Source organism: Leptolyngbya sp. KIOST-1, from assembly GCF_000763385.1.
GTDB lineage: Bacteria > Cyanobacteriota > Cyanobacteriia > Phormidesmidales > Phormidesmidaceae > Nodosilinea.
Genome location: NZ_JQFA01000002.1, coordinates 2,547,353 through 2,568,346 on the forward strand (window position 1 = coordinate 2,547,353; position 20,994 = coordinate 2,568,346).

Annotated in this window: 35 protein-coding genes; 20 read left to right on the forward strand and 15 right to left on the reverse strand. The window is 56.0% G+C overall.

All coding sequences use genetic code 11. The features are described from left to right. Positions 1–353: 353 nt before the first annotated feature. A complete protein-coding gene (gene scpB, locus NF78_RS11300) occupies positions 354–908 on the forward strand; it encodes an SMC-Scp complex subunit ScpB (protein ID WP_035986394.1) in 555 nt (184 codons plus the stop codon). A 431-nt stretch (positions 909–1,339) separates the two neighbouring features. Further along, positions 1,340–1,708, forward strand: coding sequence for a DUF760 domain-containing protein (locus tag NF78_RS11305; protein WP_035986395.1), 369 nt, complete (start codon positions 1,340–1,342; stop codon positions 1,706–1,708). Positions 1,709–1,861: 153 nt separating this feature from the next. Here NF78_RS11305 and NF78_RS11310 read toward each other — a convergent pair whose 3' ends face one another. Then, the gene (locus tag NF78_RS11310) at positions 1,862–2,701 is read right to left on the reverse strand and encodes a sugar phosphate nucleotidyltransferase (RefSeq protein WP_035986397.1); all 840 of its coding nucleotides are present in this window, start codon (positions 2,699–2,701) and stop codon (positions 1,862–1,864) included. A 67-nt stretch (positions 2,702–2,768) separates the two neighbouring features. On the opposite strand from NF78_RS11310, the gene NF78_RS11315 reads away from it, so the two are divergent. The 8 genes from NF78_RS11315 (at position 2,769) to NF78_RS11345 (ending at position 8,906) form a co-directional block, all read left to right on the forward strand. Further along, positions 2,769–3,368, forward strand: a complete 600-nt coding sequence (locus NF78_RS11315; protein WP_035986399.1) for an alpha/beta hydrolase — start codon at positions 2,769–2,771, stop codon at positions 3,366–3,368. A 719-nt stretch (positions 3,369–4,087) separates the two neighbouring features. After that, entirely contained in the window at positions 4,088–4,969 is an 882-nt protein-coding gene (gene bchL / locus NF78_RS11320) for a ferredoxin:protochlorophyllide reductase (ATP-dependent) iron-sulfur ATP-binding protein (RefSeq protein ID WP_035986401.1), read from the forward strand. A gap of 322 nt (positions 4,970–5,291) precedes the next feature. Then, positions 5,292–5,639: a DUF5331 domain-containing protein gene (locus tag NF78_RS11325; protein ID WP_035986403.1), complete on the forward strand. Its 348-nt coding sequence runs from the start codon at positions 5,292–5,294 to the stop codon at positions 5,637–5,639. Positions 5,640–5,724: 85 nt separating this feature from the next. Continuing rightward, a complete protein-coding gene (locus tag NF78_RS28185) occupies positions 5,725–6,156 on the forward strand; it encodes a DUF5331 domain-containing protein (RefSeq protein ID WP_052050184.1) in 432 nt (143 codons plus the stop codon). A gap of 26 nt (positions 6,157–6,182) precedes the next feature. Then, positions 6,183–7,616 carry a ferredoxin:protochlorophyllide reductase (ATP-dependent) subunit N gene (locus tag NF78_RS11335; protein WP_156119732.1) on the forward strand — a complete coding sequence of 478 codons (1,434 nt, stop codon included), beginning with the start codon at positions 6,183–6,185 and terminating at the stop codon, positions 7,614–7,616. Then, complete coding sequence (locus NF78_RS33245; RefSeq protein ID WP_318655462.1) at positions 7,499–7,810, forward strand: SMC-Scp complex subunit ScpB; 312 nt, start codon at positions 7,499–7,501, stop codon at positions 7,808–7,810. The genes NF78_RS11335 and NF78_RS33245 overlap by 118 nt, the downstream gene beginning before the upstream one ends. After that, a complete protein-coding gene (locus tag NF78_RS11340; RefSeq protein WP_035986405.1) occupies positions 7,719–8,147 on the forward strand; it encodes a nitrogenase component 1 in 429 nt (142 codons plus the stop codon). The genes NF78_RS33245 and NF78_RS11340 overlap by 92 nt, the downstream gene beginning before the upstream one ends. A 186-nt stretch (positions 8,148–8,333) precedes the next feature. Further along, a complete protein-coding gene (locus NF78_RS11345; RefSeq protein ID WP_035986407.1) occupies positions 8,334–8,906 on the forward strand; it encodes an REP-associated tyrosine transposase in 573 nt (190 codons plus the stop codon). A 276-nt stretch (positions 8,907–9,182) separates the two neighbouring features. Here the strand turns inward: NF78_RS11345 and NF78_RS11350 are convergent, their stop codons facing one another. After that, entirely contained in the window at positions 9,183–10,361 is a 1,179-nt protein-coding gene (locus tag NF78_RS11350) for a hypothetical protein (RefSeq protein WP_052050186.1), read from the reverse strand. A gap of 420 nt (positions 10,362–10,781) precedes the next feature. On the opposite strand from NF78_RS11350, the gene NF78_RS33455 reads away from it, so the two are divergent. The 5 genes from NF78_RS33455 to rpsN (NF78_RS11360) all read left to right on the forward strand — a co-directional run bounded on the left by NF78_RS33455 (position 10,782) and on the right by rpsN (NF78_RS11360) (position 12,830). Further along, positions 10,782–10,865 (forward strand): hypothetical protein, encoded by an 84-nt coding sequence (locus tag NF78_RS33455; protein WP_412768529.1) that lies wholly within the window; start codon positions 10,782–10,784, stop codon positions 10,863–10,865. 4 nt (positions 10,866–10,869) lie between these two features. Further along, positions 10,870–11,076: a DUF4926 domain-containing protein gene (locus NF78_RS29340; RefSeq protein ID WP_072016047.1), complete on the forward strand. Its 207-nt coding sequence runs from the start codon at positions 10,870–10,872 to the stop codon at positions 11,074–11,076. A 321-nt stretch (positions 11,077–11,397) separates the two neighbouring features. Beyond that, entirely contained in the window at positions 11,398–11,877 is a 480-nt protein-coding gene (locus NF78_RS29345) for an AsnC family protein (protein WP_072016048.1), read from the forward strand. Further along, positions 11,772–12,056: a hypothetical protein gene (locus NF78_RS29350; RefSeq protein WP_052050190.1), complete on the forward strand. Its 285-nt coding sequence runs from the start codon at positions 11,772–11,774 to the stop codon at positions 12,054–12,056. The genes NF78_RS29345 and NF78_RS29350 overlap by 106 nt, the downstream gene beginning before the upstream one ends. Positions 12,057–12,527: 471 nt before the next feature. Further along, a complete protein-coding gene (gene rpsN, locus NF78_RS11360; RefSeq protein ID WP_035986410.1) occupies positions 12,528–12,830 on the forward strand; it encodes a 30S ribosomal protein S14 in 303 nt (100 codons plus the stop codon). A gap of 112 nt (positions 12,831–12,942) precedes the next feature. On the opposite strand, the gene NF78_RS11365 is transcribed toward rpsN (NF78_RS11360), so the two are convergent. Beyond that, the gene (locus NF78_RS11365) at positions 12,943–13,161 is read right to left on the reverse strand and encodes a Uma2 family endonuclease (RefSeq protein WP_081972585.1); all 219 of its coding nucleotides are present in this window, start codon (positions 13,159–13,161) and stop codon (positions 12,943–12,945) included. 143 nt (positions 13,162–13,304) lie between these two features. Between NF78_RS11365 and NF78_RS32395 the strand changes: the two genes are divergently transcribed. Further along, positions 13,305–13,502, forward strand: coding sequence for a DUF6399 domain-containing protein (locus tag NF78_RS32395; RefSeq protein WP_225885348.1), 198 nt, complete (start codon positions 13,305–13,307; stop codon positions 13,500–13,502). On the opposite strand, the gene NF78_RS11375 is transcribed toward NF78_RS32395, so the two are convergent. The 4 genes from NF78_RS11375 to NF78_RS11390 form a co-directional block, all read right to left on the reverse strand. Beyond that, positions 13,441–13,857: a type II toxin-antitoxin system VapC family toxin gene (locus tag NF78_RS11375; protein ID WP_052050195.1), complete on the reverse strand. Its 417-nt coding sequence runs from the start codon at positions 13,855–13,857 to the stop codon at positions 13,441–13,443. The genes NF78_RS32395 and NF78_RS11375 overlap by 62 nt on opposite strands. Beyond that, positions 13,850–14,098 carry a hypothetical protein gene (locus NF78_RS11380; protein WP_035986414.1) on the reverse strand — a complete coding sequence of 83 codons (249 nt, stop codon included), beginning with the start codon at positions 14,096–14,098 and terminating at the stop codon, positions 13,850–13,852. Before NF78_RS11380 ends, NF78_RS11375 begins: the two co-directional genes overlap by 8 nt. Then, a complete protein-coding gene (locus tag NF78_RS11385) occupies positions 14,095–14,319 on the reverse strand; it encodes a DUF2281 domain-containing protein (RefSeq protein WP_035986418.1) in 225 nt (74 codons plus the stop codon). The genes NF78_RS11380 and NF78_RS11385 overlap by 4 nt, the downstream gene beginning before the upstream one ends. A gap of 86 nt (positions 14,320–14,405) precedes the next feature. Beyond that, positions 14,406–14,636, reverse strand: a complete 231-nt coding sequence (locus NF78_RS11390) for a helix-turn-helix domain-containing protein (RefSeq protein ID WP_035986420.1) — start codon at positions 14,634–14,636, stop codon at positions 14,406–14,408. A 104-nt stretch (positions 14,637–14,740) separates the two neighbouring features. Between NF78_RS11390 and NF78_RS11395 the strand changes: the two genes are divergently transcribed. Then, positions 14,741–14,983 carry a hypothetical protein gene (locus NF78_RS11395; RefSeq protein ID WP_035986422.1) on the forward strand — a complete coding sequence of 81 codons (243 nt, stop codon included), beginning with the start codon at positions 14,741–14,743 and terminating at the stop codon, positions 14,981–14,983. Between the two features lie 99 nt (positions 14,984–15,082). Further along, entirely contained in the window at positions 15,083–15,313 is a 231-nt protein-coding gene (locus NF78_RS11400; protein ID WP_035986425.1) for a hypothetical protein, read from the forward strand. A 30-nt stretch (positions 15,314–15,343) separates the two neighbouring features. Here the strand turns inward: NF78_RS11400 and NF78_RS11405 are convergent, their stop codons facing one another. From NF78_RS11405 to dxs, 6 genes are all read right to left on the reverse strand, one after another. Then, positions 15,344–15,568: a DUF2283 domain-containing protein gene (locus NF78_RS11405; RefSeq protein ID WP_035986428.1), complete on the reverse strand. Its 225-nt coding sequence runs from the start codon at positions 15,566–15,568 to the stop codon at positions 15,344–15,346. Then, positions 15,561–15,785 (reverse strand): type II toxin-antitoxin system BrnA family antitoxin, encoded by a 225-nt coding sequence (gene brnA, locus NF78_RS11410; protein ID WP_035986430.1) that lies wholly within the window; start codon positions 15,783–15,785, stop codon positions 15,561–15,563. Before brnA ends, NF78_RS11405 begins: the two co-directional genes overlap by 8 nt. Then, positions 15,766–16,035: a BrnT family toxin gene (locus NF78_RS11415; RefSeq protein WP_035986432.1), complete on the reverse strand. Its 270-nt coding sequence runs from the start codon at positions 16,033–16,035 to the stop codon at positions 15,766–15,768. Before NF78_RS11415 ends, brnA begins: the two co-directional genes overlap by 20 nt. Before the next feature lie 3 nt (positions 16,036–16,038). Further along, positions 16,039–16,206, reverse strand: a complete 168-nt coding sequence (locus NF78_RS31095; protein WP_156119734.1) for a hypothetical protein — start codon at positions 16,204–16,206, stop codon at positions 16,039–16,041. Positions 16,207–16,221: 15 nt separating this feature from the next. Continuing rightward, positions 16,222–16,449 carry a hypothetical protein gene (locus NF78_RS11425; protein WP_052050198.1) on the reverse strand — a complete coding sequence of 76 codons (228 nt, stop codon included), beginning with the start codon at positions 16,447–16,449 and terminating at the stop codon, positions 16,222–16,224. 231 nt (positions 16,450–16,680) lie between these two features. Beyond that, positions 16,681–18,588, reverse strand: coding sequence for a 1-deoxy-D-xylulose-5-phosphate synthase (gene dxs / locus NF78_RS11430; RefSeq protein WP_035986434.1), 1,908 nt, complete (start codon positions 18,586–18,588; stop codon positions 16,681–16,683). 216 nt (positions 18,589–18,804) lie between these two features. Here dxs and NF78_RS11435 point away from each other — a divergent pair, with 216 nt between their 5' ends. Together NF78_RS11435 and rpsN (NF78_RS11440) are read left to right on the forward strand one after the other, a co-directional pair. Further along, positions 18,805–19,329, forward strand: a complete 525-nt coding sequence (locus tag NF78_RS11435; protein WP_156119735.1) for a hypothetical protein — start codon at positions 18,805–18,807, stop codon at positions 19,327–19,329. A 471-nt stretch (positions 19,330–19,800) separates the two neighbouring features. Beyond that, a complete protein-coding gene (rpsN, locus tag NF78_RS11440; RefSeq protein ID WP_035986410.1) occupies positions 19,801–20,103 on the forward strand; it encodes a 30S ribosomal protein S14 in 303 nt (100 codons plus the stop codon). Positions 20,104–20,215: 112 nt separating this feature from the next. On the opposite strand, the gene NF78_RS11445 is transcribed toward rpsN (NF78_RS11440), so the two are convergent. Further along, complete coding sequence (locus NF78_RS11445; protein WP_081972585.1) at positions 20,216–20,434, reverse strand: Uma2 family endonuclease; 219 nt, start codon at positions 20,432–20,434, stop codon at positions 20,216–20,218. Between the two features lie 3 nt (positions 20,435–20,437). Continuing rightward, complete coding sequence (locus NF78_RS11450; protein WP_035986435.1) at positions 20,438–20,836, reverse strand: hypothetical protein; 399 nt, start codon at positions 20,834–20,836, stop codon at positions 20,438–20,440. Positions 20,837–20,994 lie beyond the last annotated feature (158 nt).

A 20,994-nucleotide genomic window follows, 5' to 3' on the forward strand; every position in this document is an offset into this window, starting at 1 on the left:
CGCTGCGCGGATGCACCCTACGGGTGGCCCCACCAAATCAAGTCAACCAACAGACCAACTTGCAGAACATAGGTTTAAACCGATGATCAGCCAGTCCTTTCCGTGAGGTGAAGGACGACGGAACGTCCTTCTCGAGGGGGGTCTGGGGCCATTTCGCTGGCCCCAGTAGCAGATCTGGCTTTAACCCCCAACTGTGCGCCGCAATCCCCACCACCACGTTTCATTAAACCAGCACCATTTCTGCTGAGGGCAAACGCCGTTTGCCCCTACAGGGACGTTTTCCCAATCCCCAAAATCAACCGTTTCCGGCGATCGGCGCTAGGCTGGGGAATGGTCTACGTCAGCAAGGGTCTATGTCTACTCTGGCCACCACCATCGAAGCGATTCTGTACCTCAAAGGGCAGCCCCTCGACATCGGCAAACTGGCCGAACTGGCCCGCTGCGATCGCGAAGACGTTGAAGAAGGGCTGATCGAGCTGATGGACGAGTACGCCCACCGCGACGGTGCCCTCGAAATCGTCGAAACCGTCGATGGCTACTGCCTCCAGCTCAAAGAACGCTATCGGTTTCTGGTGGATTTGCTCATCCCCATCGATTTAGGCGTCGGGGCCCTGCGTACCCTGGCCGCGATCGCCCTCAAAGGCCCCATCAGCCAGACCGACCTGGTCGAGCTGCGCGGATCCGGGGTCTACCAGCACGTGCCGGAGCTGGTGGCCCAGGGCTTTGTGCGCAAGCGGCGCCAGGCCGAGGGGCGATCGTCCCTGGTGCAGGTCACCGACAAGTTTTACCAGCACTTTGAAATCGACCAGCTGCCCGAACTGCGGGTCAAGGGAGCCGCCCCTGCCCCGTCCGCCGTCCCCGACGACGAAGAGGAGGAGGGAGAGCCCGAGCATTCCGAGGAAGACTAAGCCACTTAGCCTAGTAGTCAGTCAAGTTAAATGCGACGGGTTAACGGGGTTGTCGGTCTACGGTAAACGGTATACGGCTCGCCTTAAACCGCTTACCGTGAACCGTGAACCCTAAGGCACACCTCCCGTCATTAATTTTTTTGACTAAGCACTAGAATAATGGCTCCTTCTGTCAAGACATTGTAAAGAGAATATTTAGCTGTGCTCGCGCCTCTGATGACTGCCAGCTCTGGCGTTTGGCCCGGTAGTGCCAGCTTGAGCCATGGGGGCAGCGTAATATTTCATGATTCGTTACGCTATTATCGGGAAGAGTAAGTAGGTAAAGGCAGGCCTGGGGTTGCCTCAGTTAAACTGGATTCAGTTAGAGTTCAATTGCCCCGCATTCGGTACCCGCCGTCGCCTACGTTGTGACCAGAGGTCTCTGAGATTCCATGGTATTTAACCCTGAAGACGCTGAATTCATTGGCATGTCCACGAACAGCGACCAAGTCAATGAGTTGCTCAAATATCTCCAGCACCAGTCACCAGAGGTGTTAACCCGGGTGGCTCAGTCGGTGAGCGGCGAAATCAAACAAATCATTGCCCACAACGTGCAGGGGCTGGTGGGCGTGCTGCCTGGCGAAGGCTTCAACGTTCAGGTCACCACCGATCGCGAAAACCTGGCTGGACTGCTGGCCTCTGCGATGATGACTGGCTACTTTTTGCGCCAGATGGAGCAGCGCATGGAGCTAGAGCACACGGTGTCTGGCTCGGTCTTGGGTAATGATTTCGGCCCGGACGACATCAACTTCGACGACTAGCCCTCGGCGGTACAATAGCGGCACCGCTGCGGCTTTCAGGGATTAGGTTTGAGGCGTCAGGAACGGTTGGCCGCCTCATGCCAGGCAGACTGGCTCCTTTCGACTCCTAATCCGCAATCCACCTCTGGCCAGGAAACGGGGTAACTGCTGTGGTTACAGGGCCGGGGGGTAACCCAGGGGCATGGTGTGCTGCCGGATGGCCATCGCCAAATTCTCGGGGGTACCGATGTCCAGGTATCGTCCGGTAGAAAAACATTCTGCCTCGACTCGTAGCCCCGCTTCCAGCCCGGCCTGAATGACATCGCCAATGGGGGTTTCGGTGTAGTCGGGCAGCGTGGTGAGGTGTTGCGGTAGCTGTTCACCGATCAGGGCCTGGGTGCGATCGCGCACAAACCCATGTAAGAACTCCGAGAAGGTGGGCCGCCAGGCGGCGATCGCCCACATATAGGGCAGGTGGGTCAAGCTCGATTTTTCGTAGATGCCCCGCACCACCCCCGCGCCATCAAAATCGACTACCCCCACCCGCTCCGGCTGATCGGTGGGAAACAGCCCCAGCACCACATCCGCCGTGCTGCCGTGCAGGCGATCGAGCAGTACCCGGTAGACCGGCTGGGGCTCAACCAAAATATCTGGAAATCCCAGCACCACCGTTGCCCCACGCAAAAAGGGATAGGCCTGATCGAGGCTGAACGGCACTCCAAAGGGCACATGCACCGTCAGGTAGGCCAGCCGCATGCCCAGATCGGCCCCATCCCCCAGAAAATTAGGAATGTCCCATTTGCCCGGGCGCAGAATCACAAACCCCTGCTCTACCCCGGCTTGCCGCATTTGCTCCAGCAAATAGTGGCACACTACCTTTGGGCGAACCCCTGCTCTGCTCGTTACCATGCGAAAACCAAGGGGAAATAATTCTTTGCTCATGGGCAGGGGTGAGATCCGACTACCGAGCCCAGCGGCAGGAATTAGACCAATGGTGGGGTGAAGCGTAGACATTGTGTAGAACCGTTTCGAGTCCGATCATCGTCCTAAATTATCCTGGAGTAGGAGTGCGTAAATCACTATGCATCCACGCTTACTTGTAGATCAGCTATCCCGGTCGTCCGCAGCGCTGCTGCGCGGTCTGGGGCGCGGCACCACTGGGCTGGCTCTGGTGGCCGCCTCCCTCACGGGTTTGGCCGTGGCGGCTCCCCAGGCCACCGCCGTTGAGAACATCCAGATCACCTACGGCTCCCTGGAGGCTCCGCCCATCTCGGTCAGCGATCTGGAGTCCTTTGCCCAGACGGGAATTCCCAGCCGCGATTTGCAGCTGCTGCTGAATGTCCTTCGCATTGAAGAAGAACAGGCCCGGCAGGTCCTGACCCAAAATGTGCTGGTCGATGTAGACAACCTGCGCGAGGTTTCCAATACCTTTGCCGGCCAATTCTTCTGGCGGCTCCTGGCGACCACGGTGACCTTCTCCGACAACAACAACCCCGGCTGGCTGCTGCTGCGCAATGCCGTCCTGGATACAGCGGCCAGCGGGCAGCTGACCATCCTCGACGTGCTGCGCACCATCGAAGCCAGTACCCTACAGGTCGATGGTCGACGGGTGATGGCGATCGCCTCCCAGATCGACTTCGATCGCATCGGTGCTCTGGCCTCCATTCTGCTGGGTCAGTAGCCCAAGGCGATCGCGGGCAGCTTTCAGCTTTAAAAAACAGCGTTTCTCTATTGCAAGGCAGCGGGGCACAGCGAGTGTCTCGCTGCCTTGGTGCTATAGCGGTCGTTTCAGGGATGGGATGCTGCTGCCCGCTCTGTAATATTCCGTTGCACAGGGCAAAAGTTTACGAATGTATAGAAAAATCCCTGGGCGATTGGGCGGTTGGCCTCTGCCCCCCGCTAGCGAGGTCCATTTAGGGCCCTTCACCGCCGCCGGTTCAGGGGGGACGAAGGCGATCGCCCCCATTCAGGCCGGTCCAAAGCCGCAGGCTACGCAAAGTCGAGTGATTTGAGAACGCTTAATGCCCCAGAAGTTTTAAGGTTGTCGTTTTTGCTATTGTTTCCATTTAAGCTAAGCAAGCCTATAAAAAGCCATTAGAGTCTTTATATTTGTCTGAGGCTGTTTCTGGGCTTCCCTGAGTTCTTCAGGTTGCCCCAAGAGTACAGGAGTCTTTCGGGGTGGGCTGTTTGTCAGCTCACCCCCTTCCCAAGCCCCAGTTCCTATGTCCATAATCCAAACAGCCGAAACACCCTGGGCGCGTAGGCAACTGCGTTGACCCTGTTTGTTTAATCGTCAATCCAGGTCCAGCGGGCCAGGTCCAGCGGGTAGGATGCCTATCTAAGCGCGATCGCCCCTGGACCGGGTTTGGCCCTATCCGCCCTAGATGAGTATTCTCCCCTATGGTTCACCAGACTCTCAAGCTTTCTGTGTACGGGAAAGGGGGCATTGGTAAGTCCACCACCAGCTGCAACATTTCGGTGGCCCTGGCCAAGCGGGGCCGCAAGGTACTGCAAATTGGCTGTGACCCCAAGCACGACAGCACCTTTACCCTCACCGGGTTCCTCATTCCCACCATCATCGACACCCTGCAAGAAAAGAACTTCCACTACGAAGACGTGTGGGCCGAAGATGTGATCTACAAGGGCTACGGCGGCGTGCACTGTGTGGAGGCGGGCGGCCCTCCAGCGGGGGCGGGCTGCGGCGGCTACGTGGTGGGCGAAACCGTGAAGCTGCTGAAGGAACTCAACGCCTTCGACGAGTACGACGTGATTCTCTTCGATGTGCTGGGGGACGTGGTCTGCGGCGGCTTTGCGGCCCCGCTGAACTACTCCGACTACTGCCTGATTGTCACCGACAACGGCTTTGATGCCCTGTTTGCCGCCAACCGCATTGCCGCCTCGGTGCGCGAAAAGGCCCGCACCCACCCCCTGCGCCTGGCCGGGCTGATCGGCAACCGCACCTCCAAGCGCGATCTGATCGACAAGTACATCGAGCATGTGCCCATGCCGGTACTGGAAATTCTGCCGCTGATTGAGGACATCCGCATCTCGCGGGTGAAGGGCAAGACGGTGTTTGAGATGGCCGAGAGCGATCCCTCTCTGGATCCGGTGTGCCAGTACTACCTCAACATCGCCGACCAGATTCTGGCCCGCCCCGAGGGCGTGGTACCCCAGGATGCCGCCGATCGCGAACTGTTTAGCCTGCTGTCGGACTTCTACCTCAACCCGCCCGCAAGCGCGCCCAAGCAGGAGGTCGATGAGATGGATCTAATGATGGTTTAGGGAAAGATGCCCTCCCCCTAAATCCCTCTCCCGAGGGGAGAGGGACTTTGGAAAAAAGCTGGATTTCCTCAGTGGTGAGAGCCTTTGAAGCGAATCCGGCCCCCCTCTCCCTCGGGGAGAGGGGCTGGGGTGAGAGCGGCAGATAATTTAAAGGAGGTGATGCTTTAGCGGAACAGCACCCAATGGGGTACGTTCCCAGAACAATTCAATTCCACGCTGCAAAAATCCCCTCGAAGCAGTTCTATTCCTGGATCGCTGCATTATCATCGGTACGCAGCCGTTCAGCGGCGACCCGTAGGCGATTTAGCAAAGAGTCAGGACTATGGCCTTCTTCGAGAACTTTACCCAAGTCATTCGCCAAAAATGGTTGGACTACGTGCAGTCAAACCGGGCCTGGTTGACGCTGCAAATGCAGCAGACCTCGGTGCGCACCCCCGATGGCGGTCGCCGTCCATCGTCCTTCTTGGTGCTGGGGGTGGTGAATGCCCTGGAGCCCAAGCTGTCGAACCTGATGGTGCCCTTCTACAAGCTCAACCCCGACGAGGACGCGCTGGTGGAGGTGCTGGGGCTGAACTTTGACCCCGAAATGGTGCTGGACAACCCCGACCATACCCAAACCATTGAGGCCAATGAGGAGCAACCACTCCTGCCCGACAGCCCAGATATGTAGACCTATTAATAGAACCGAAGGGACTGGATTTTCTGGTTTAATCAATCTCTGGACATGAGGTTGGCGACCCCCGCCCCGAGGATCTGTGAATAGCAAACAACTGAAGCGATCGCTCAAAATTAAGTGGTTAACCTACTACCGCGACAACCGCGAGTGGATCGACAAATTGGGCATTTGGGTGACCAGTAACGGGCACAGGCGACCGGCGTCGGGTTTTATTTTGGGAGCCCTGTCTTCCCTAGAGCCTGACCTGACCACCCTGCTCCCCCTGGTGGTGGATCTCAGCAGCAACCCCGATCGCATTATTTCCGCCCTGGGTTTAGATATCAGCCCGGTGAAGGAGCTAGAGGCGCTGGAAAAAGCCCACAAGCTGTTGCCTAGCAGTGCCCAAACGGAGGTTTCTCTGGCCGCGCCAGAACCCCTCACCATTGACGCTCCCTCCCCCCTGCCCGCCAACTACGACGACGAAGCCTGCTCCGGTGCAGGCGGACGGGAGATAGATAGACCCAGGCCATAAGTCCTTCACTAGGGAGATCTCCCCCGATGACTCTGGCCCCAGCTCAACCCAACACCTCCGCCCTCGAATTTGACTGCGACACCGGCAACTACCACACCTTTTGCCCGATCAGCTGCGTGGCGTGGCTGTACCAAAAAATCGAAGACAGCTTTTTCTTGGTGATCGGCACCAAGACCTGCGGCTACTTTTTGCAAAACGCCATGGGGGTGATGATCTTTGCCGAACCCCGCTATGCCATGGCCGAGCTGGAGGAGGGCGATATCTCAGCCCAGCTCAACGACTACGAGGAGCTGAAGCGGCTGTGTGAGAGCATTAAGCGCGATCGCAACCCCTCCGTGATCGTCTGGATTGGCACCTGCACCACCGAGATCATCAAAATGGACCTCGAAGGGCTGGCCCCCCGCCTCGAAGCCGAAATCGGCATACCCATTGTCGTCGCCCGCGCCAACGGCCTCGACTACGCCTTCACCCAGGGCGAAGACACCGTGCTCGCCGCTATGGCCCAGCGCTGCCCCACCGAGGAAGAAGCCGCCGCCAAGCAGCCTACGGTAGCGAAGGAAGAGCCTAAGAATGGCGGCCTGCAAAAGCTGCTGGGCCTGGGCCGTAAAAAAGACGAAGAAATCCCCGCCGAAGACACCCCCTACCACGACCACCCGCCCCTGGTGCTGTTCGGCTCTGTGCCCGACCCCATCGTCACCCAAATGACCCTGGAGCTGAAGCGGCAGGGCATCAAGGTCGATGGCTGGCTGCCCGCCAAGCTCTACACCGACCTACCCACCGTGGATGAAGGCTACTACGTCGCCGGTATCAACCCCTTCCTCTCGCGCACCGCTACCACGCTGATGCGCCGCCGCAAGTGCAAGCTGATCGGTGCCCCCTTCCCCATCGGCCCCGACGGCACCCGCGCCTGGATCGAGAAAATCTGCTCGGTCTTCAACATCGAGCCCCAGGGTATGGAGGAGCGCGAAGCCAAAATCTGGGAGTCGGTCGAAGACTACCTCGAATTCATTCGCGGCAAGTCGGTCTACTTCATGGGCGACAACCTGCTGGAAATCTCCCTGGCCCGCTTCCTTACCCGCTGTGGCATGACGGTGCAGGAAATCGGCATCCCCTATATGGATAAGCGCTACCAGGCGGCGGAGCTGGCCCTGCTAGAGAAAACCTGCAACGAAATGGGCACGCCCCTACCCAAAATTACCGAAAAGCCCGACAACTACAACCAGATCCAGCGCATTCAAGAGCTGCACCCTGATCTGGTGATTACGGGCATGGCCCACGCCAACCCGCTGGAGGCGCGGGGCATCAGCACCAGCTGGGGAATGGTCTACGTCAGCAAGGGTCTATGTCTACTCTGGCCACCACCATCGAAGCGATTCTGTACCTCAAAGGGCAGCCCCTCGACATCGGCAAACTGGCCGAACTGGCCCGCTGCGATCGCGAAGACGTTGAAGAAGGGCTGATCGAGCTGATGGACGAGTACGCCCACCGCGACGGTGCCCTCGAAATCGTCGAAACCGTCGATGGCTACTGCCTCCAGCTCAAAGAACGCTTCGGTCTACTTCATGGGCGACAACCTGCTGGAAATCTCCCTGGCCCGCTTCCTTACCCGCTGTGGCATGACGGTGCAGGAAATCGGCATCCCCTATATGGATAAGCGCTACCAGGCGGCGGAGCTGGCCCTGCTAGAGAAAACCTGCAACGAAATGGGCACGCCCCTACCCAAAATTACCGAAAAGCCCGACAACTACAACCAGATCCAGCGCATTCAAGAGCTGCACCCTGATCTGGTGATTACGGGCATGGCCCACGCCAACCCGCTGGAGGCGCGGGGCATCAGCACCAAGTGGTCGGTGGAGTTTACCTTCGCCCAAATCCACGGCTTTGGCAACACCCGCGACATTCTTGAGCTGGTGACGCGCCCCCTGCGCCGCAACAACAACCTCAAAGACCTCGGCTGGGAGAAGCTGGTCAAAGAAGAAGCGAAGGTGTAAGTGTTCGAGGCAGATCCCAGGGTTCTTTGAGAACCCTGGGATCTCTCCACAGCAAGCATTTTGCCGACGATAGGAAGCCTTACAGCCAGATCCCAGGGTTTTCTAAAAACCCTGGGATCTTTTTACGCAAAGCATTTTGCTAACAGTGGGGAACTCTACAAGCAGGTTCTCTCAGCTTGATCAGCTATGCCGCGCCGAAAAGTTGCCTTTTTGCCAGGGCACTACTATCACCTCTACAACCGAGGCAATAATCGGCAGAATATCTTCTTCGATCGCGAGCACTACCTCTTCTTTCTGCGCCAGTTTCGCCACCATGTGGCCGCCGAAGCTGCTGATGTGATCGCCTACTGCCTGATGCCGAACCACTACCATTTCCTGGTGTATCTGCGAGAAGACAGTCTCTCGGAGAAAATGGGATACCTATCTCTGTCCTACACGAAGGCGATCAACAAGCGGTGCCAGCGCTCTGGAGGGCTTTTCCAGGGGCCGTTTCAAGCGATTCATGTGGATGCTGAGGCCTATCTGCTGAACCTATCTCGCTATATTCACCTGAATCCGGTGAAGGCGGGGTTGGTGCAGCGCCCGGAGGATTGGGAGTTTTCGAGCTATCAGGAGTACGTGGAACGGCGCAGGGGAACGCTGCCCCATTACCGAGGGTTGCAACAACAGGCCGGTGGAGCGACGGCCTACCAAGCTTTTGTGGAATCTGAGTCTGTTCTGATGCCAGCGGCGCTACAGAGTTTGATGCTCGATGAGTAGTAAGCCAGATCCCAAGGTTCTTTAAGAACCCTGGGATCTCTCCACAGCAAGCATTTCGCCTACAGAGAGGGATCTTCGCATCCAGATTCCAGGGTTTTTCAAAAACCCTGGAATCTTTAGATAACGCTCAGATCGCAGTGAATCGCCCACCCTGGAGCAACTACCGTTGGTAGCGATCGCCCTTCAGCACACCAGTATCGCCATCGTCAGCCTGAAAGCACCAACAAAATTACGCAATCGACCGGCTATCCTTCTATGAAAGTGACATTCTATTCATCAAGTCTTGCGGGTACTATTCTGACCAAACTCCCACTTTATGTATTCGACCTCTTCAAGCAAAGCCTCTGTGTGAACCCAAGTTACAAATCCCGAAAAAATGCATCTGAATTGAGGACTGTAGACATAAACATGATGCACGTTAGCGAAATTCTTGATTAACCTCAGCCGTCCGCTACCATCACGAAAATCAAACGACTCGATCACATCTTCCTTTGAATGAAGCTTGACACCAGGGCGAGCCATTCCAGGGACCTTTTTCAGCAAAGTAATTACCCTATCAGAAAATTTAATTATACTAATGACTTGGTTGGATATAGATTGAGCAACCTCAGGGAGCTTCCAATAACTACTATGAGCATCAACCGTACTTGTAATTAGAGCAACTTCTTGCTGGCCAATCTTACGTGCTGCTGTCTCTAGCAAATTTGCATCTTTGTCAATAAACTGGTCACGAAAGACGAGTTGGCTATCATCACCTAAATTTAAGCTTGCACCCAAAGGATATGCGATTATATCAGAGGCATGTACAACATTCAGCCAGTTGATTTTTCTCGGTGTGTAAGCTTGAATCTTTCGTTCGATATCCTGAGCATTGATACCAAGCATGGTATTGAAGAACAAAATGGGAGATCCCATAGTGGTAATACTCGAAAGAGATGCCTTTCCAGGCTTACTTTTGTTTTCTCCCTTTGAAATTAGACTTCGGATTAAGCGGGCTGGATCGTCTTCTTCAAATTTCTCCGAGAACAGAATGTCCCAAAGAATTACTGTTCCCAGGGAGTGAGCAATAATGTGTAGCTCTTCTTCCTCTGGATGCTTCTCCATGAACTTATGTAGTTGATCTGCGATCAGCCGTCTTACCTCACGGCCTTGATTTTCATTCATGTATGTGAACATATCACCGGCAAACTCTGAAATTAGCCCCTCCCTAAATTGCCTATATCGAAAGGAATTTTTGGCATTGACGCCAGGGGCTCTTTTCTCAAGGGAATTGAGATCTATGTCAATAGAATTCCAAATTTTGTTGAAGTCATTTAGGACGTGACCCCAAAAGCTAGTGTAGAAATATGGCAGTGTTTGCTCTGCCTGACTGAATTCCTTCTTGATGCCATCGATCAACGAATTTGAGTACTTAACATCTCTAGTTGCAACGCCATGAATAAAGAAAACTAGCATGTCTTCAGTGAAAGAATGGGGTTTTATAACCTTTTAGCTTTATTCAGTAAGCTTTAAGAATAGCTGAAATATCGGGTTTGCTTCTAGTATTCCCTTAAGTTAAACGGAAAATATACATAGCCTACTTTCAATCTTAACCTTTCCCAATTAGGTGAGTGGAGGATTCAAGCACCTCCACCCACTAATGTTGCCCATCCTGCTGTGTCTGTTACAGATCGCCTGTTGGGCGCTTACCCACAGTGTCTCCTATCGATAGGCGGGGGAGGGATGTCCATTGCATAAAAGATACCATCAGCATCGATCTGATGGATGGCCGCACTATTACCGTTCCGCTAATTTAGTATCCGCTAGTATCCGCCACTGCTGAACGCAGCGCCCCAACAGCTTGCCTAGTGGGAAATCTGCGGCGGCGGCTACGGCATCCACTGGGAAGCCCTGGACGAAGACTTGAGCACTGAGGGAATGTTGCGTGGGGCACCTGCCCCAGAGACAAGAGCGAGGTAGCGGGATGTTGAAAGAACTGGATGTCGTTACGCTTACCCACAATCTTCCTGAACATGGCTTACCGAAGGGTAGTCGGGGTGCAATTGTGCACTGCTATAGGGATAAGCAAGCGTTTGAGGTAGAGTTTGTGGCTGAGTCTGGGGACACTCTAGCCCTGCTAACCCTAGAAAAAGGCGATATTCAGGCTTATTGCCCTCAATCATCAGGTTGAAACTGGGAAATGTGGGCGATCGCACCCCTGGATTATCTGTCGTCGATAGCGATCGCCCATCATCACTGAGGAAACGAAACGTAAGTTCAATCCATCAAAGCCTGAATCTGATAAGGCGTACCAGCAAGGGCGCGAATCAACTTTTGATCTGCGGTTATCAAGGGCAACTGTAAGCGTTCAGATAGGGGTATCAACGTAAAGCGGGACAAAGGGAGCTTCAGTGCAACGTATCAATAAGCACCCTATCGAGAAGAGATAAAAGGCTCTGCGGCAGCGCCCAGAGCCCGGTATCGTTACCGGTACGAATTCAAAACGGGAACGATGACCTCTACTATACGAGAGCGGCGACAACAGGTGGCCGAATGTTTGAGAACGCAAGGTCGAGCGGCGCTGAGTGCGCTAGCTGAGGCGACGGGATTGAGCCGCAGCAGTGTTCATCGCCATCGGCAGTCGATAGACCGCGCTGAGCAACACCCTGAGTCAGGCTGGTGGGAAACAGCGGTGGGATATCCGTGGCTAGTACGCCTGGTGATAGCGGTGGTGTATCACTTTGGGATTAAGCAAGGGGTTGGAGCCGAGAGCCTATCGGCGTTCTTTAAGGCGATTCATCTGGACACTCACATGGGTAGTTCGGCCACAGCATTACGACAACTCAAACATCTGACCTTTCTCGCTGCACCCTCGACGTCACTCGCGTGGCGGAGGTCGATGTCGCCCAGGCGCTGCTGGCCTGCCAGAGCGATCGCCGCCCCCAGGACCTGGCTAGCTGCGTGGGTACTATTCACCGGTCGCTGGCGGTGACCAACTCTACCGCCGTGCTCAACAACTGCCGCCGCAGCGTGCTGCCCCTGCGCTTTGCTGACTGCGTGGTGGGGGTGGCTGCCGCCGCCGACCTGGCGGTGACCGACTCCCTACGGCAGTGCAGCGCCGCTGGCTACTTGCCTGAGGACGTGGCCCCGACCTTTATTTTTGCCCGCTAGCGCAATGGTCTAGTTCGGCAAGGCGGGTAGAACCCTGCTGTTTGGAAAGCTTGAAGCGCAAGGCGTGCCTCATTATTGAACAGTGCATTTTGCAGTTCACTACCGAGACTCAGGCGCTAGCTAATGAACTGCATCACAATGATGCCAACAGCCCAGACAAAGCAGATCCAGGGAATTAAGCTCGTTATCATAGGGGCTCCTAACAATTCTTCTGGTCACAAAAAATCTCTTAGTTCTACTGTAGTCAGGCATTGGGACGGTTCCGAGGGCAGAAAACCGAACTCGTTTTTCGGCAAAAGCAGGCCGGCGGCAGGGGTCAGCGGCTCTGCCCCTAGGGCGGTCGACCCTGGGGCAGGGCAGAGACCGATGGGGTGAGGAAAAATGCTGGGTGGGGTTTACTCTCCTGGCTTGCGTCGCGTATAGTAGTAGACTGTGTCTGTGATAAAAAGGTCTTACGGCTAGAGAAACCAAATGGCTAAGAAAAGCATGATTGCGCGGGAGCGCAAGCGGGAAAAACTGGTGGCAAAGTATGCCCAGAAGCGCGAGGCGCTGCTGGAAGAGTTTAACAATGCCGGAAGCCAGCAGGAGAAGGTGGCAATCCACCGTAAAATTCAGCAGCTTCCCCGCAACAGCGCGCCGACTCGCCTGCACAATCGCTGCTGGATGACGGGTCGCCCCCGCGGCTACTACCGCGACTTTGGGCTCTGCCGCAACAAGCTGCGGGAGATGGCCCACCAGGGACTGCTGCCCGGCGTGGTCAAGTCCAGCTGGTAAGCTTTCGGTATTTGAGCTGATGTGAGGGTTTTGCCCTCAGGTCCAATATTTATTCAAAGGCTTGGGTATTGCCCGAGCCTTTTTTGGCTTGGAAATCCGCCATCCCTTACGCTCAAATCGTTGCTAGGATGAGCACAAACCCCGGCAGCACCCCTTCACCAGAAAGCTGCTCTGGCTGGCTCAGATCCTCAGTCGGTCGGCCCAGGCCGTAGATCTCTACCCGCTTCTCCTGGGGGTCAATCAGCCACCCTAGCCGCACGCCGCAATCTCGATACTCCGCCATCTTGCGCTGAAGCGTGGCCAGCTTGTCCGTCGCTTTAGTGGTTGTCACCGCTTAGTGGTTGTCACCTTCTGTATCGTCGCCGTCGGGCAACTTGCCGATGCTGTTGGGCTCCAGGGTAGTAGAACGACCGCAGCAGCGATCGATCCCCAGACTGTCGAACAGCAGGTCGCCGACGGCATTGGCGACGGTAAATTCGCCGTAGAAGCTCTCTCCACAATTTTGACCTCAAGCGTCCTGATGGTACGACAGCGGCTCAGCGACTCTTTGGCCAGGAGTTTCCTGACCTCTTTGAGTCCGTCTTGAGTACCTTCACAGAGTTACCTATGCCTAGGCGGTCTTCTTCGTCACAACTGCCCAATCCCTGGTACGGTCAACCTGTCTCGGCTTAAGTTGATACCCATGTTGAGCTATCTGAAAGCAGGCATCATAGGCTGAAATATTGTGGGCGATCGCAATTTCCAACGCCTCACTAACAACCTCTTGAATACCGATTGCTTGTAAGGACAACGCCCTCAATCGAGCCAAACTAGCCTTTGCTTTATCCGCCGGATAGTTAGCCCGGCGCACGTACTGCCAGAGCACATTAGCGCATTCGGCAAAGAACAGCTCAGGAACATACAACTCAGTGTCTGGCTGAGTGCTCAGTTTCTCAAAAAGTGCCTCTGCTTGGGCTGAGCCTTCTTGCTCAATAAAAAGCTTAATGGCAACGCTGGCATCAACCACACAGCGGGTGGGTTCACTCATCGTATCCCCGAATTTCTCGTAAGAGGGTTACGCTGTCGGGGGCGATCGTAGGCGGCGTCCATCGCGCTTGATGAATCTCTTGCAGGATCTTCGTTTGGCTTTGCCGCTGGGCTTCAATCTCTAGCGCCCGCTGAAGCAGCTTCACAATTTGCTCGTTGATAGAGCGGGACTGAGACAAAGCCATACCCTGAATTTGGGTATAGAGAACATCGGGTATCTCTAGAGAACTGAGTTGAGTCATCGTCCTTCAGATATATGGTTAGCCCAATCGTCCAGGGTTTCTTTTTGCAAGCTAAGGCTTGTGTAGGCATAAGGATACGCTTGCATCGCACCAGCCCAACTTTGCTTTAGGCGATGGTTAGGGTCATGCCGCTGCTTCTTAATCAGCGCCGCAACAAAATTGATCACCTCCTGCTGAGCCTGGGGCGGCAAATTTTGGATCTCATTCACAATAGGGTGCATAGCGAAGCTGGTCCTTACACTTATCTCAATTGTAAGTCAGGCCGTTCTTGAGTCCAGAACTGCCATCGCATACAGTAGGTCAGGCGTTAATCCTCAACGATAGTTCCCAAGTAAAGCCGCACAAACTCTTTAGCCGCCAAGGGGTTCAGCGTTTTCAGTGCCTGGGTAATCTGGGCAATATTTTCAGCGCTGGGGTCTAGCCCGTGGTACCAGCGTCCCACATTGGCGCGACTAATGCCCATCGTCACCGCCAACTTGTTTTGGCTAATGCTGTAGGTATCTAAAACCTGCTTCAGTGCGTCGCTTGCCCTTCCCATGCCCTAATCCTGGCAGAGCCGCACCCGAAGGTAAATGTCACACTTGTGGATACATCGCACCTGTGCTAATGTCGCATTTGTGACTACATTACGTGAGTATCCCCATGTCAGAAGAATTCATCCCCAACAGCGAAATCTACAGCGCCCCTCCCGGCAGCCCTGCCCCCACCCAGCCCCGCCGAGAACCAGTCCATATCACCATCATCGGCTCTGCCACAGGCATTGATACGGTGGTCAAAATTCTCCATAGCCTCGGTTTTGCCGAACCCCGCGCCTGGAGCAAGCTCCAAAACGGCCCCAACACCGGCAGACCCATGCGCATCCTCACCAAATGGCTGCGGTATTAGGCCCCTATTCGCCCACCTGTCGCAGCGCCCGATAGTTGAAGCCGTAATGCTCTGGCTATGAGGTTGGGTAACATAGTAGAAAATACCCCTCACCCAGCTATGGCCCAAGCCACCGACGACATCAACGCCAACCCCACTCAGGCGCAGCAAATTCTCGAAGAAGTGCGGGAGCTTCGCCAGGAGGTTGAGCAGGCTAACCGGGCAAACAGCGAATTTAACCAGAAATTTGACAACTACCAGAAAGCGACCCAGTGGGTTGTGCAACTGGCCTTCAGCCTGATTGCTGCTGCTACTGTGACGGTGATTGTGTCAACGGTACTGGGGCGGTGAGGCGATCGCCCTCCATTTTGCAGAAGCCACCTAAGCGCTGATGAGTTCAACAACGGGGCTACTACCCGCTGCAAGCTCATAGTTTAAACGCTCAAACCCAATCACCGTGCCTGCCTGGTTTTTAATCAGCAACACCTCTTCACCCGTTTCCTCAGCAATAAATTCTTCAGCGGGGTCACTAAACCAGACCGTCAGCGTTTTGCCAACCTCGTCATAGTAAATTTTCAGGGTGTTCGTAAAAGCGTTGTTAGGCATGCTCCAACCGCTCAGCTATCCACACCTTGATGATCGACTGGCGACTCACCCCCAACCGCAGCGCCTCGCGATCCAGCGCCTCAATCATCCAAATTGGGAAATCAACATCTATGCGTTTCTGCTCATAGCCAGGGCGTCTGAGCTGAGACAGATCGAGGTCATCAACAATATCCTCTTGGCCCTCGTCAAACTTTTGGTCAAACGCTTCCGCCTTCATACAGTTCCACCTCCTGCTGTCGTGCTCGCCTAACGGGGATAATGCGAACTTTCCCTTCTCGGTAGGTCACAACCGCCGTCCATATCTTTGTGCCAATTTTCCCTACGATAACCAATCTCGGCTCGTCTGAGGTGCGGGCAGGCACTTCAATGCGATCGTCATCCTGCCAAAGCACCTGAGCTTCGACAAAATCCACCCCATGCTTGAGCTTGTTTGATCGGCTCTTGTTCTCGTCAAACTCAAACTCCATCGTCTATGACTCGCTATCCGGGTCATCTTCGACAATATTGCCCAGGTAGAGCTGCACAAACGCTTTAGCTGCCAAAGGGTTCAGCGTTTTAAGCACCTGGGTAATCTCGACAATCGTCCCCAAAGACGGCTCTCGCTGGTCATGTACCCACTTAAATACCGCAGAGAGCACTGGGAATGTATGCGCTCACGAGGCTAACTGGCTCAGGTAATCCAGTGTGTAGCTGGCTCTAGCCTTGAGCAGGTTGCGGTCATCCACCCGTGCCAATAGGCGATCGAGCATAGCTAGATCCTCTGCTAGCAGCTCTCCTTCGGCATTGCGGCTTAGTAGATCATGGAGCTGGCTCTGAGCATCTAGCGACAGGGCACTTTCTGCCAGGGCAACCAGCTCGTCATTGCTGAGGCCTGTCAGCAACTCGGGGTCATTTATTGTGGCAGCCTGGAACGGCTACTTCTACGTGACTGATAGCTGGTCAGTGCCCGATCAGACGGTCTTTCAGGCCTAAATAACTCGAGTTGAAGGCGAGAACACACGATCGCGAATTACCTGGCTTGTCTGCACCGCAAAACGCCGTGCTACTCCCAGTCCGGATAAATAACGTTTCTGAGTGAGCCGGGGAACGGGTTCCCCGGCCAACCGACCGCCTTATCGCACCAGGGCAGGCTTTTCTACCTGGTAAGTGGCCAAAATGCGCTCCGCCATCTGGGGTGGGGTCAGCCCCAGGGTCGCCTTGGACTGGTCGGGGGAGGCATGATCCACCAGCACATCGGGCACGCCGATGCGCAGCACCCGAGCAGGAACCTGGGCATCGAGAATGGACTCGGCCACGGCGGAACCAAAGCCGCCCATCAGGCAACCTTCTTCCATCGTCACCACCTTACCGATCTGCTGGGCCAGGGGCAGAATTAGCTCCTTATCCAGGGGTTTGGCAAAGCGGGCGTTGACCACCGTGGCCTCAATGCCGTGCTCACTGAGGATTTCGGCGGTCTGCATGGCCGGGTACACCATCGAGCCGTAGCCCAGCAGCAGCAGGTCGTCGCCCTGGCGCAGCACCTCCGCTTTGCCGATGGGTAGGGCTTCCCAGCCTTCTTCCATCAGGGGGGCACCGTAGCCGCTACCGCGCGGGTAGCGCAGGGCGATCGCGCCATCGGTGTAGTCAATGCCGGTAACCAGCATGCGCTGAAGTTCAGCCTCATCCTTGGGGGCCATCAGCACAATGTTGGGGATGCAGCGCAGGTAGGCGATGTCGTACAGTCCCTGATGGGTCGGCCCGTCGGCCCCAACAATGCCCGCCCGATCGAGGCAGAAGAACACCGGCAGCTTTTGAATGCAGACATCGTGGACAATTTGGTCAAAGCCGCGCTGCAGGAAGGTGGAGTAGATGGCGGCGACGGGGCGCATGCCCTCGCAGGCCAGGCCCGCGGCCAGGGTAACGGCGTGCTGCTCCGCGATGCCGACATCGATGTACTGCTTGGGCAGGGCCTGCTGGAGCTTGTCGAGCCCGGTGCCGGTGGCCATGGCGGCGGTAATGCCGACAATTTTGGGGTTATCTTCAGCCAGCTTGATCAGCGTTTCGGCAAACACCTTGGAGTAGCTGGGCGGCTTGGGCTTGGTGGAGGGCAGGCTCTTACCGGTGGTGAGGTTGAAGGGCGACTGGGCGTGGTAGCCCACCTGGTCTTTTTCGGCGATCGCGTAGCCCTTGCCCTTGGTGGTGGCCACATGCACCAGTACCGGCCCGGTGTGCTTGTGGGCCTCTTTAAAGGTAGTGATCAGCTCCTGTAGGTTGTGGCCATCCACGGGCCCCATGTAGGTAAAGCCCAGTTCCTCAAACACGGCCCCCACCTTGGGCACCGCTAACCGCTTCATGCCTTCCTTCACCCGATCCAGCTCGGGGGACAGCGACCCCCCCACGAAGGGCAGGTGCTTGAACTGCTCTTCGAGGTTGTCGGTGAGGAACTGCACCGGCGGGCTGAGGCGCATTTTGTTGAGGTAGCGCGGAATCGCCCCTACGTTGGGGGAAATCGACATTTCGTTGTCGTTGAGCACCACCAGCAGGTTGGTGTGGGGCAGGTGCCCGGCGTGGTTGATGGCTTCCAGGGCCATGCCGCCGGTCAGGGCGCCGTCGCCGATGATCGCCGCCACCTTGTAGTTGTCCCCCGCCATATCGCGGGCCAGGGCCATACCCAGGGCGGCTGAAATACTGGTGGAAGCGTGCCCTGCGCCAAAGTGGTCAAACTTGCTCTCGCTGCGCTTCAGGTAGCCCGCCACGCCGTCCTTCTGGCGCAGGGTGTGGAAGTCGTGGTAACGGCCGGTGATCAGCTTGTGGGGGTAGGCCTGGTGGCCCACATCCCAGGTGACTTTGTCGCGATCGAGGTCGAGGGTTTGGTACAGGGCCAACGTCAGCTCCACCACTCCCAGCCCAGGCCCCAAATGCCCCCCGCTAGCGGCCACGGTCTCCAGGTGCTTTTCGCGAATTTGGCGAGCCACGTCTTCGAGCTGGCGAATGGATAAACCGTGGAGTTGATTGGGGTGAGTTATGTCACTCAGGTGCATACTGCCTTAACCTCTGCGTCACGAAATTGTGTTTTTCCTGCTACTCTTCACTGTAGAAGATTCAACGACCAGAAACATTGAGGGCTGCAGGCATTGATCAAAAGCAATGCTGCATTGGCTAACTTGAGAGAGCTATTCCTCTGTAACTATTGACCAACAGACTGTAACCGCTAATTACGCCCGTTAACCAACCGATATAACCTTTAACGTTCTGTTATGGTTCATTTTCTAGCTTCTGCACCCCATCGCCAGTGCTTTGCAATACCGTTTGCCCTAATTGCAGGACTGGCGACGCCGCTGGTGCTGCTCTCCGCTCCCAGAGCGATCGCCAACGACTTTGAATCCTGTACCACCACGCTGATTGCGGCGGGGTTAGACGGCGGGGCGGCGGCGGGAGCCTGTGGCAAGGCCCTGCACCCCACTGACCTTTCTCGCTGCACCCTCGACGTCACTCGCGTGGCGGAGGTCGATGTCGCCCAGGCGCTGCTGGCCTGCCAGAGCGATCGCCGCCCCCAGGACCTGGCTAGCTGCGTGGGTACTATTCACCGGTCGCTGGCGGTGACCAACTCTACCGCCGTGCTCAACAACTGCCGCCGCAGCGTGCTGCCCCTGCGCTTTGCTGACTGCGTGGTGGGGGTGGCTGCCGCCGCCGACCTGGCGGTGACCGACTCCCTACGGCAGTGCAGCGCCGCTGGCTACTTGCCTGAGGACGTGGCCCCGACCTTTATTTTTGCCCGCTAGCGCAATGGTCTAGTTCGGCAAGGCGGGTAGAACCCTGCTGTTTGGAAAGCTTGAAGCGCAAGGCGTGCCTCATTATTGAACAGTGCATTTTGCAGTTCACTACCGAGACTCAGGCGCTAGCTAATGAACTGCATCACAATGATGCCAACAGCCCAGACAAAGCAGATCCAGGGAATTAAGCTCGTTATCATAGGGGCTCCTAACAATTCTTCTGGTCACAAAAAATCTCTTAGTTCTACTGTAGTCAGGCATTGGGACGGTTCCGAGGGCAGAAAACCGAACTCGTTTTTCGGCAAAAGCAGGCCGGCGGCAGGGGTCAGCGGCTCTGCCCCTAGGGCGGTCGACCCTGGGGCAGGGCAGAGACCGATGGGGTGAGGAAAAATGCTGGGTGGGGTTTACTCTCCTGGCTTGCGTCGCGTATAGTAGTAGACTGTGTCTGTGATAAAAAGGTCTTACGGCTAGAGAAACCAAATGGCTAAGAAAAGCATGATTGCGCGGGAGCGCAAGCGGGAAAAACTGGTGGCAAAGTATGCCCAGAAGCGCGAGGCGCTGCTGGAAGAGTTTAACAATGCCGGAAGCCAGCAGGAGAAGGTGGCAATCCACCGTAAAATTCAGCAGCTTCCCCGCAACAGCGCGCCGACTCGCCTGCACAATCGCTGCTGGATGACGGGTCGCCCCCGCGGCTACTACCGCGACTTTGGGCTCTGCCGCAACAAGCTGCGGGAGATGGCCCACCAGGGACTGCTGCCCGGCGTGGTCAAGTCCAGCTGGTAAGCTTTCGGTATTTGAGCTGATGTGAGGGTTTTGCCCTCAGGTCCAATATTTATTCAAAGGCTTGGGTATTGCCCGAGCCTTTTTTGGCTTGGAAATCCGCCATCCCTTACGCTCAAATCGTTGCTAGGATGAGCACAAACCCCGGCAGCACCCCTTCACCAGAAAGCTGCTCTGGCTGGCTCAGATCCTCAGTCGGTCGGCCCAGGCCGTAGATCTCTACCCGCTTCTCCTGGGGGTCAATCAGCCACCCTAGCCGCACGCCGCAATCTCGATACTCCGCCATCTTGCGCTGAAGCGTGGCCAGCTTGTCCGTCGCTTTAGTGGTTGTCACCGCTTAGTGGTTGTCACCTTCTGTATCGTCGCCGTCGGGCAACTTGCCGATGCTGTTGGGCTCCAGGGTAGTAGAACGACCGCAGCAGCGATCGATCCCCAGACTGTCGAACAGCAGGTCGCCGACGGCATTGGCGACGGTAAATTCGCCGTAGAAGCTCTCTGAGAAGTCAAAGGCCTGAAGCTCGGTCAGAATGGCCATAACCAGAGAGCCTACATCGTTTTCGCCCTCCATGCGTTGGCGCACAAATACCTGGGAAACCCGATCGGCGATCGCGCGGTTGGCGGGCTCCGGCAAATACTCGGCGTTCAGCCAGGTCAGCAGGGCAGCTTTGAGCCATTGCCCCTCCTGTTGGGCGTCCTCCGGGGGCGGCAGCATAATAGGGCTAAGGGGATCAGTCATTGTGGGGCCGAGAACACCAGGGAAAACCTTTTGTACACTCAATACTACCGTCTTCGATTCTGGCCTTGGAATGAGGGCCGCTGAGCGTAAAGAATCATCACTTACTGTGCTGTCCTGGCCCGTTCATTAACAACCCATCAGTGGCACCCGTATCCATC

Coding starts and splice junctions, on each gene's coding strand:
- NF78_RS11415 (WP_035986432.1), bottom strand. CDS start 16,035: ATGGAGTTTGAGTTTGACGAGAACAAGAGCCGATCAAACAAGCTCAAG.
- NF78_RS11405 (WP_035986428.1), bottom strand. CDS start 15,568: ATGCCTAACAACGCTTTTACGAACACCCTGAAAATTTACTATGACGAG.
- NF78_RS33245 (WP_318655462.1), top strand. CDS start 7,499: ATGTCTACTCTGGCCACCACCATCGAAGCGATTCTGTACCTCAAAGGG.
- NF78_RS11315 (WP_035986399.1), top strand. CDS start 2,769: ATGCATCCACGCTTACTTGTAGATCAGCTATCCCGGTCGTCCGCAGCG.
- NF78_RS11345 (WP_035986407.1), top strand. CDS start 8,334: ATGCCGCGCCGAAAAGTTGCCTTTTTGCCAGGGCACTACTATCACCTC.
- NF78_RS11310 (WP_035986397.1), bottom strand. CDS start 2,701: ATGTCTACGCTTCACCCCACCATTGGTCTAATTCCTGCCGCTGGGCTC.
- NF78_RS11450 (WP_035986435.1), bottom strand. CDS start 20,836: ATGACTGATCCCCTTAGCCCTATTATGCTGCCGCCCCCGGAGGACGCC.
- NF78_RS11435 (WP_156119735.1), top strand. CDS start 18,805: ATGGTTCATTTTCTAGCTTCTGCACCCCATCGCCAGTGCTTTGCAATA.
- NF78_RS11385 (WP_035986418.1), bottom strand. CDS start 14,319: ATGCACCCTATTGTGAATGAGATCCAAAATTTGCCGCCCCAGGCTCAG.
- bchL (WP_035986401.1), top strand. CDS start 4,088: ATGGTTCACCAGACTCTCAAGCTTTCTGTGTACGGGAAAGGGGGCATT.
- NF78_RS11350 (WP_052050186.1), bottom strand. CDS start 10,361: ATGCTAGTTTTCTTTATTCATGGCGTTGCAACTAGAGATGTTAAGTAC.
- NF78_RS11390 (WP_035986420.1), bottom strand. CDS start 14,636: ATGGGAAGGGCAAGCGACGCACTGAAGCAGGTTTTAGATACCTACAGC.
- rpsN (WP_035986410.1), top strand. CDS start 19,801: ATGGCTAAGAAAAGCATGATTGCGCGGGAGCGCAAGCGGGAAAAACTG.
- NF78_RS11395 (WP_035986422.1), top strand. CDS start 14,741: ATGTCAGAAGAATTCATCCCCAACAGCGAAATCTACAGCGCCCCTCCC.
- scpB (WP_035986394.1), top strand. CDS start 354: ATGTCTACTCTGGCCACCACCATCGAAGCGATTCTGTACCTCAAAGGG.
- brnA (WP_035986430.1), bottom strand. CDS start 15,785: ATGAAGGCGGAAGCGTTTGACCAAAAGTTTGACGAGGGCCAAGAGGAT.
- NF78_RS29345 (WP_072016048.1), top strand. CDS start 11,398: ATGACCTCTACTATACGAGAGCGGCGACAACAGGTGGCCGAATGTTTG.
- NF78_RS11305 (WP_035986395.1), top strand. CDS start 1,340: ATGGTATTTAACCCTGAAGACGCTGAATTCATTGGCATGTCCACGAAC.
- NF78_RS11380 (WP_035986414.1), bottom strand. CDS start 14,098: ATGACTCAACTCAGTTCTCTAGAGATACCCGATGTTCTCTATACCCAA.
- NF78_RS11400 (WP_035986425.1), top strand. CDS start 15,083: ATGGCCCAAGCCACCGACGACATCAACGCCAACCCCACTCAGGCGCAG.
- dxs (WP_035986434.1), bottom strand. CDS start 18,588: ATGCACCTGAGTGACATAACTCACCCCAATCAACTCCACGGTTTATCC.
- NF78_RS11375 (WP_052050195.1), bottom strand. CDS start 13,857: ATGAGTGAACCCACCCGCTGTGTGGTTGATGCCAGCGTTGCCATTAAG.
- rpsN (WP_035986410.1), top strand. CDS start 12,528: ATGGCTAAGAAAAGCATGATTGCGCGGGAGCGCAAGCGGGAAAAACTG.
- NF78_RS11335 (WP_156119732.1), top strand. CDS start 6,183: ATGACTCTGGCCCCAGCTCAACCCAACACCTCCGCCCTCGAATTTGAC.
- NF78_RS29340 (WP_072016047.1), top strand. CDS start 10,870: ATGTTGAAAGAACTGGATGTCGTTACGCTTACCCACAATCTTCCTGAA.
- NF78_RS11325 (WP_035986403.1), top strand. CDS start 5,292: ATGGCCTTCTTCGAGAACTTTACCCAAGTCATTCGCCAAAAATGGTTG.
- NF78_RS11340 (WP_035986405.1), top strand. CDS start 7,719: ATGGGCGACAACCTGCTGGAAATCTCCCTGGCCCGCTTCCTTACCCGC.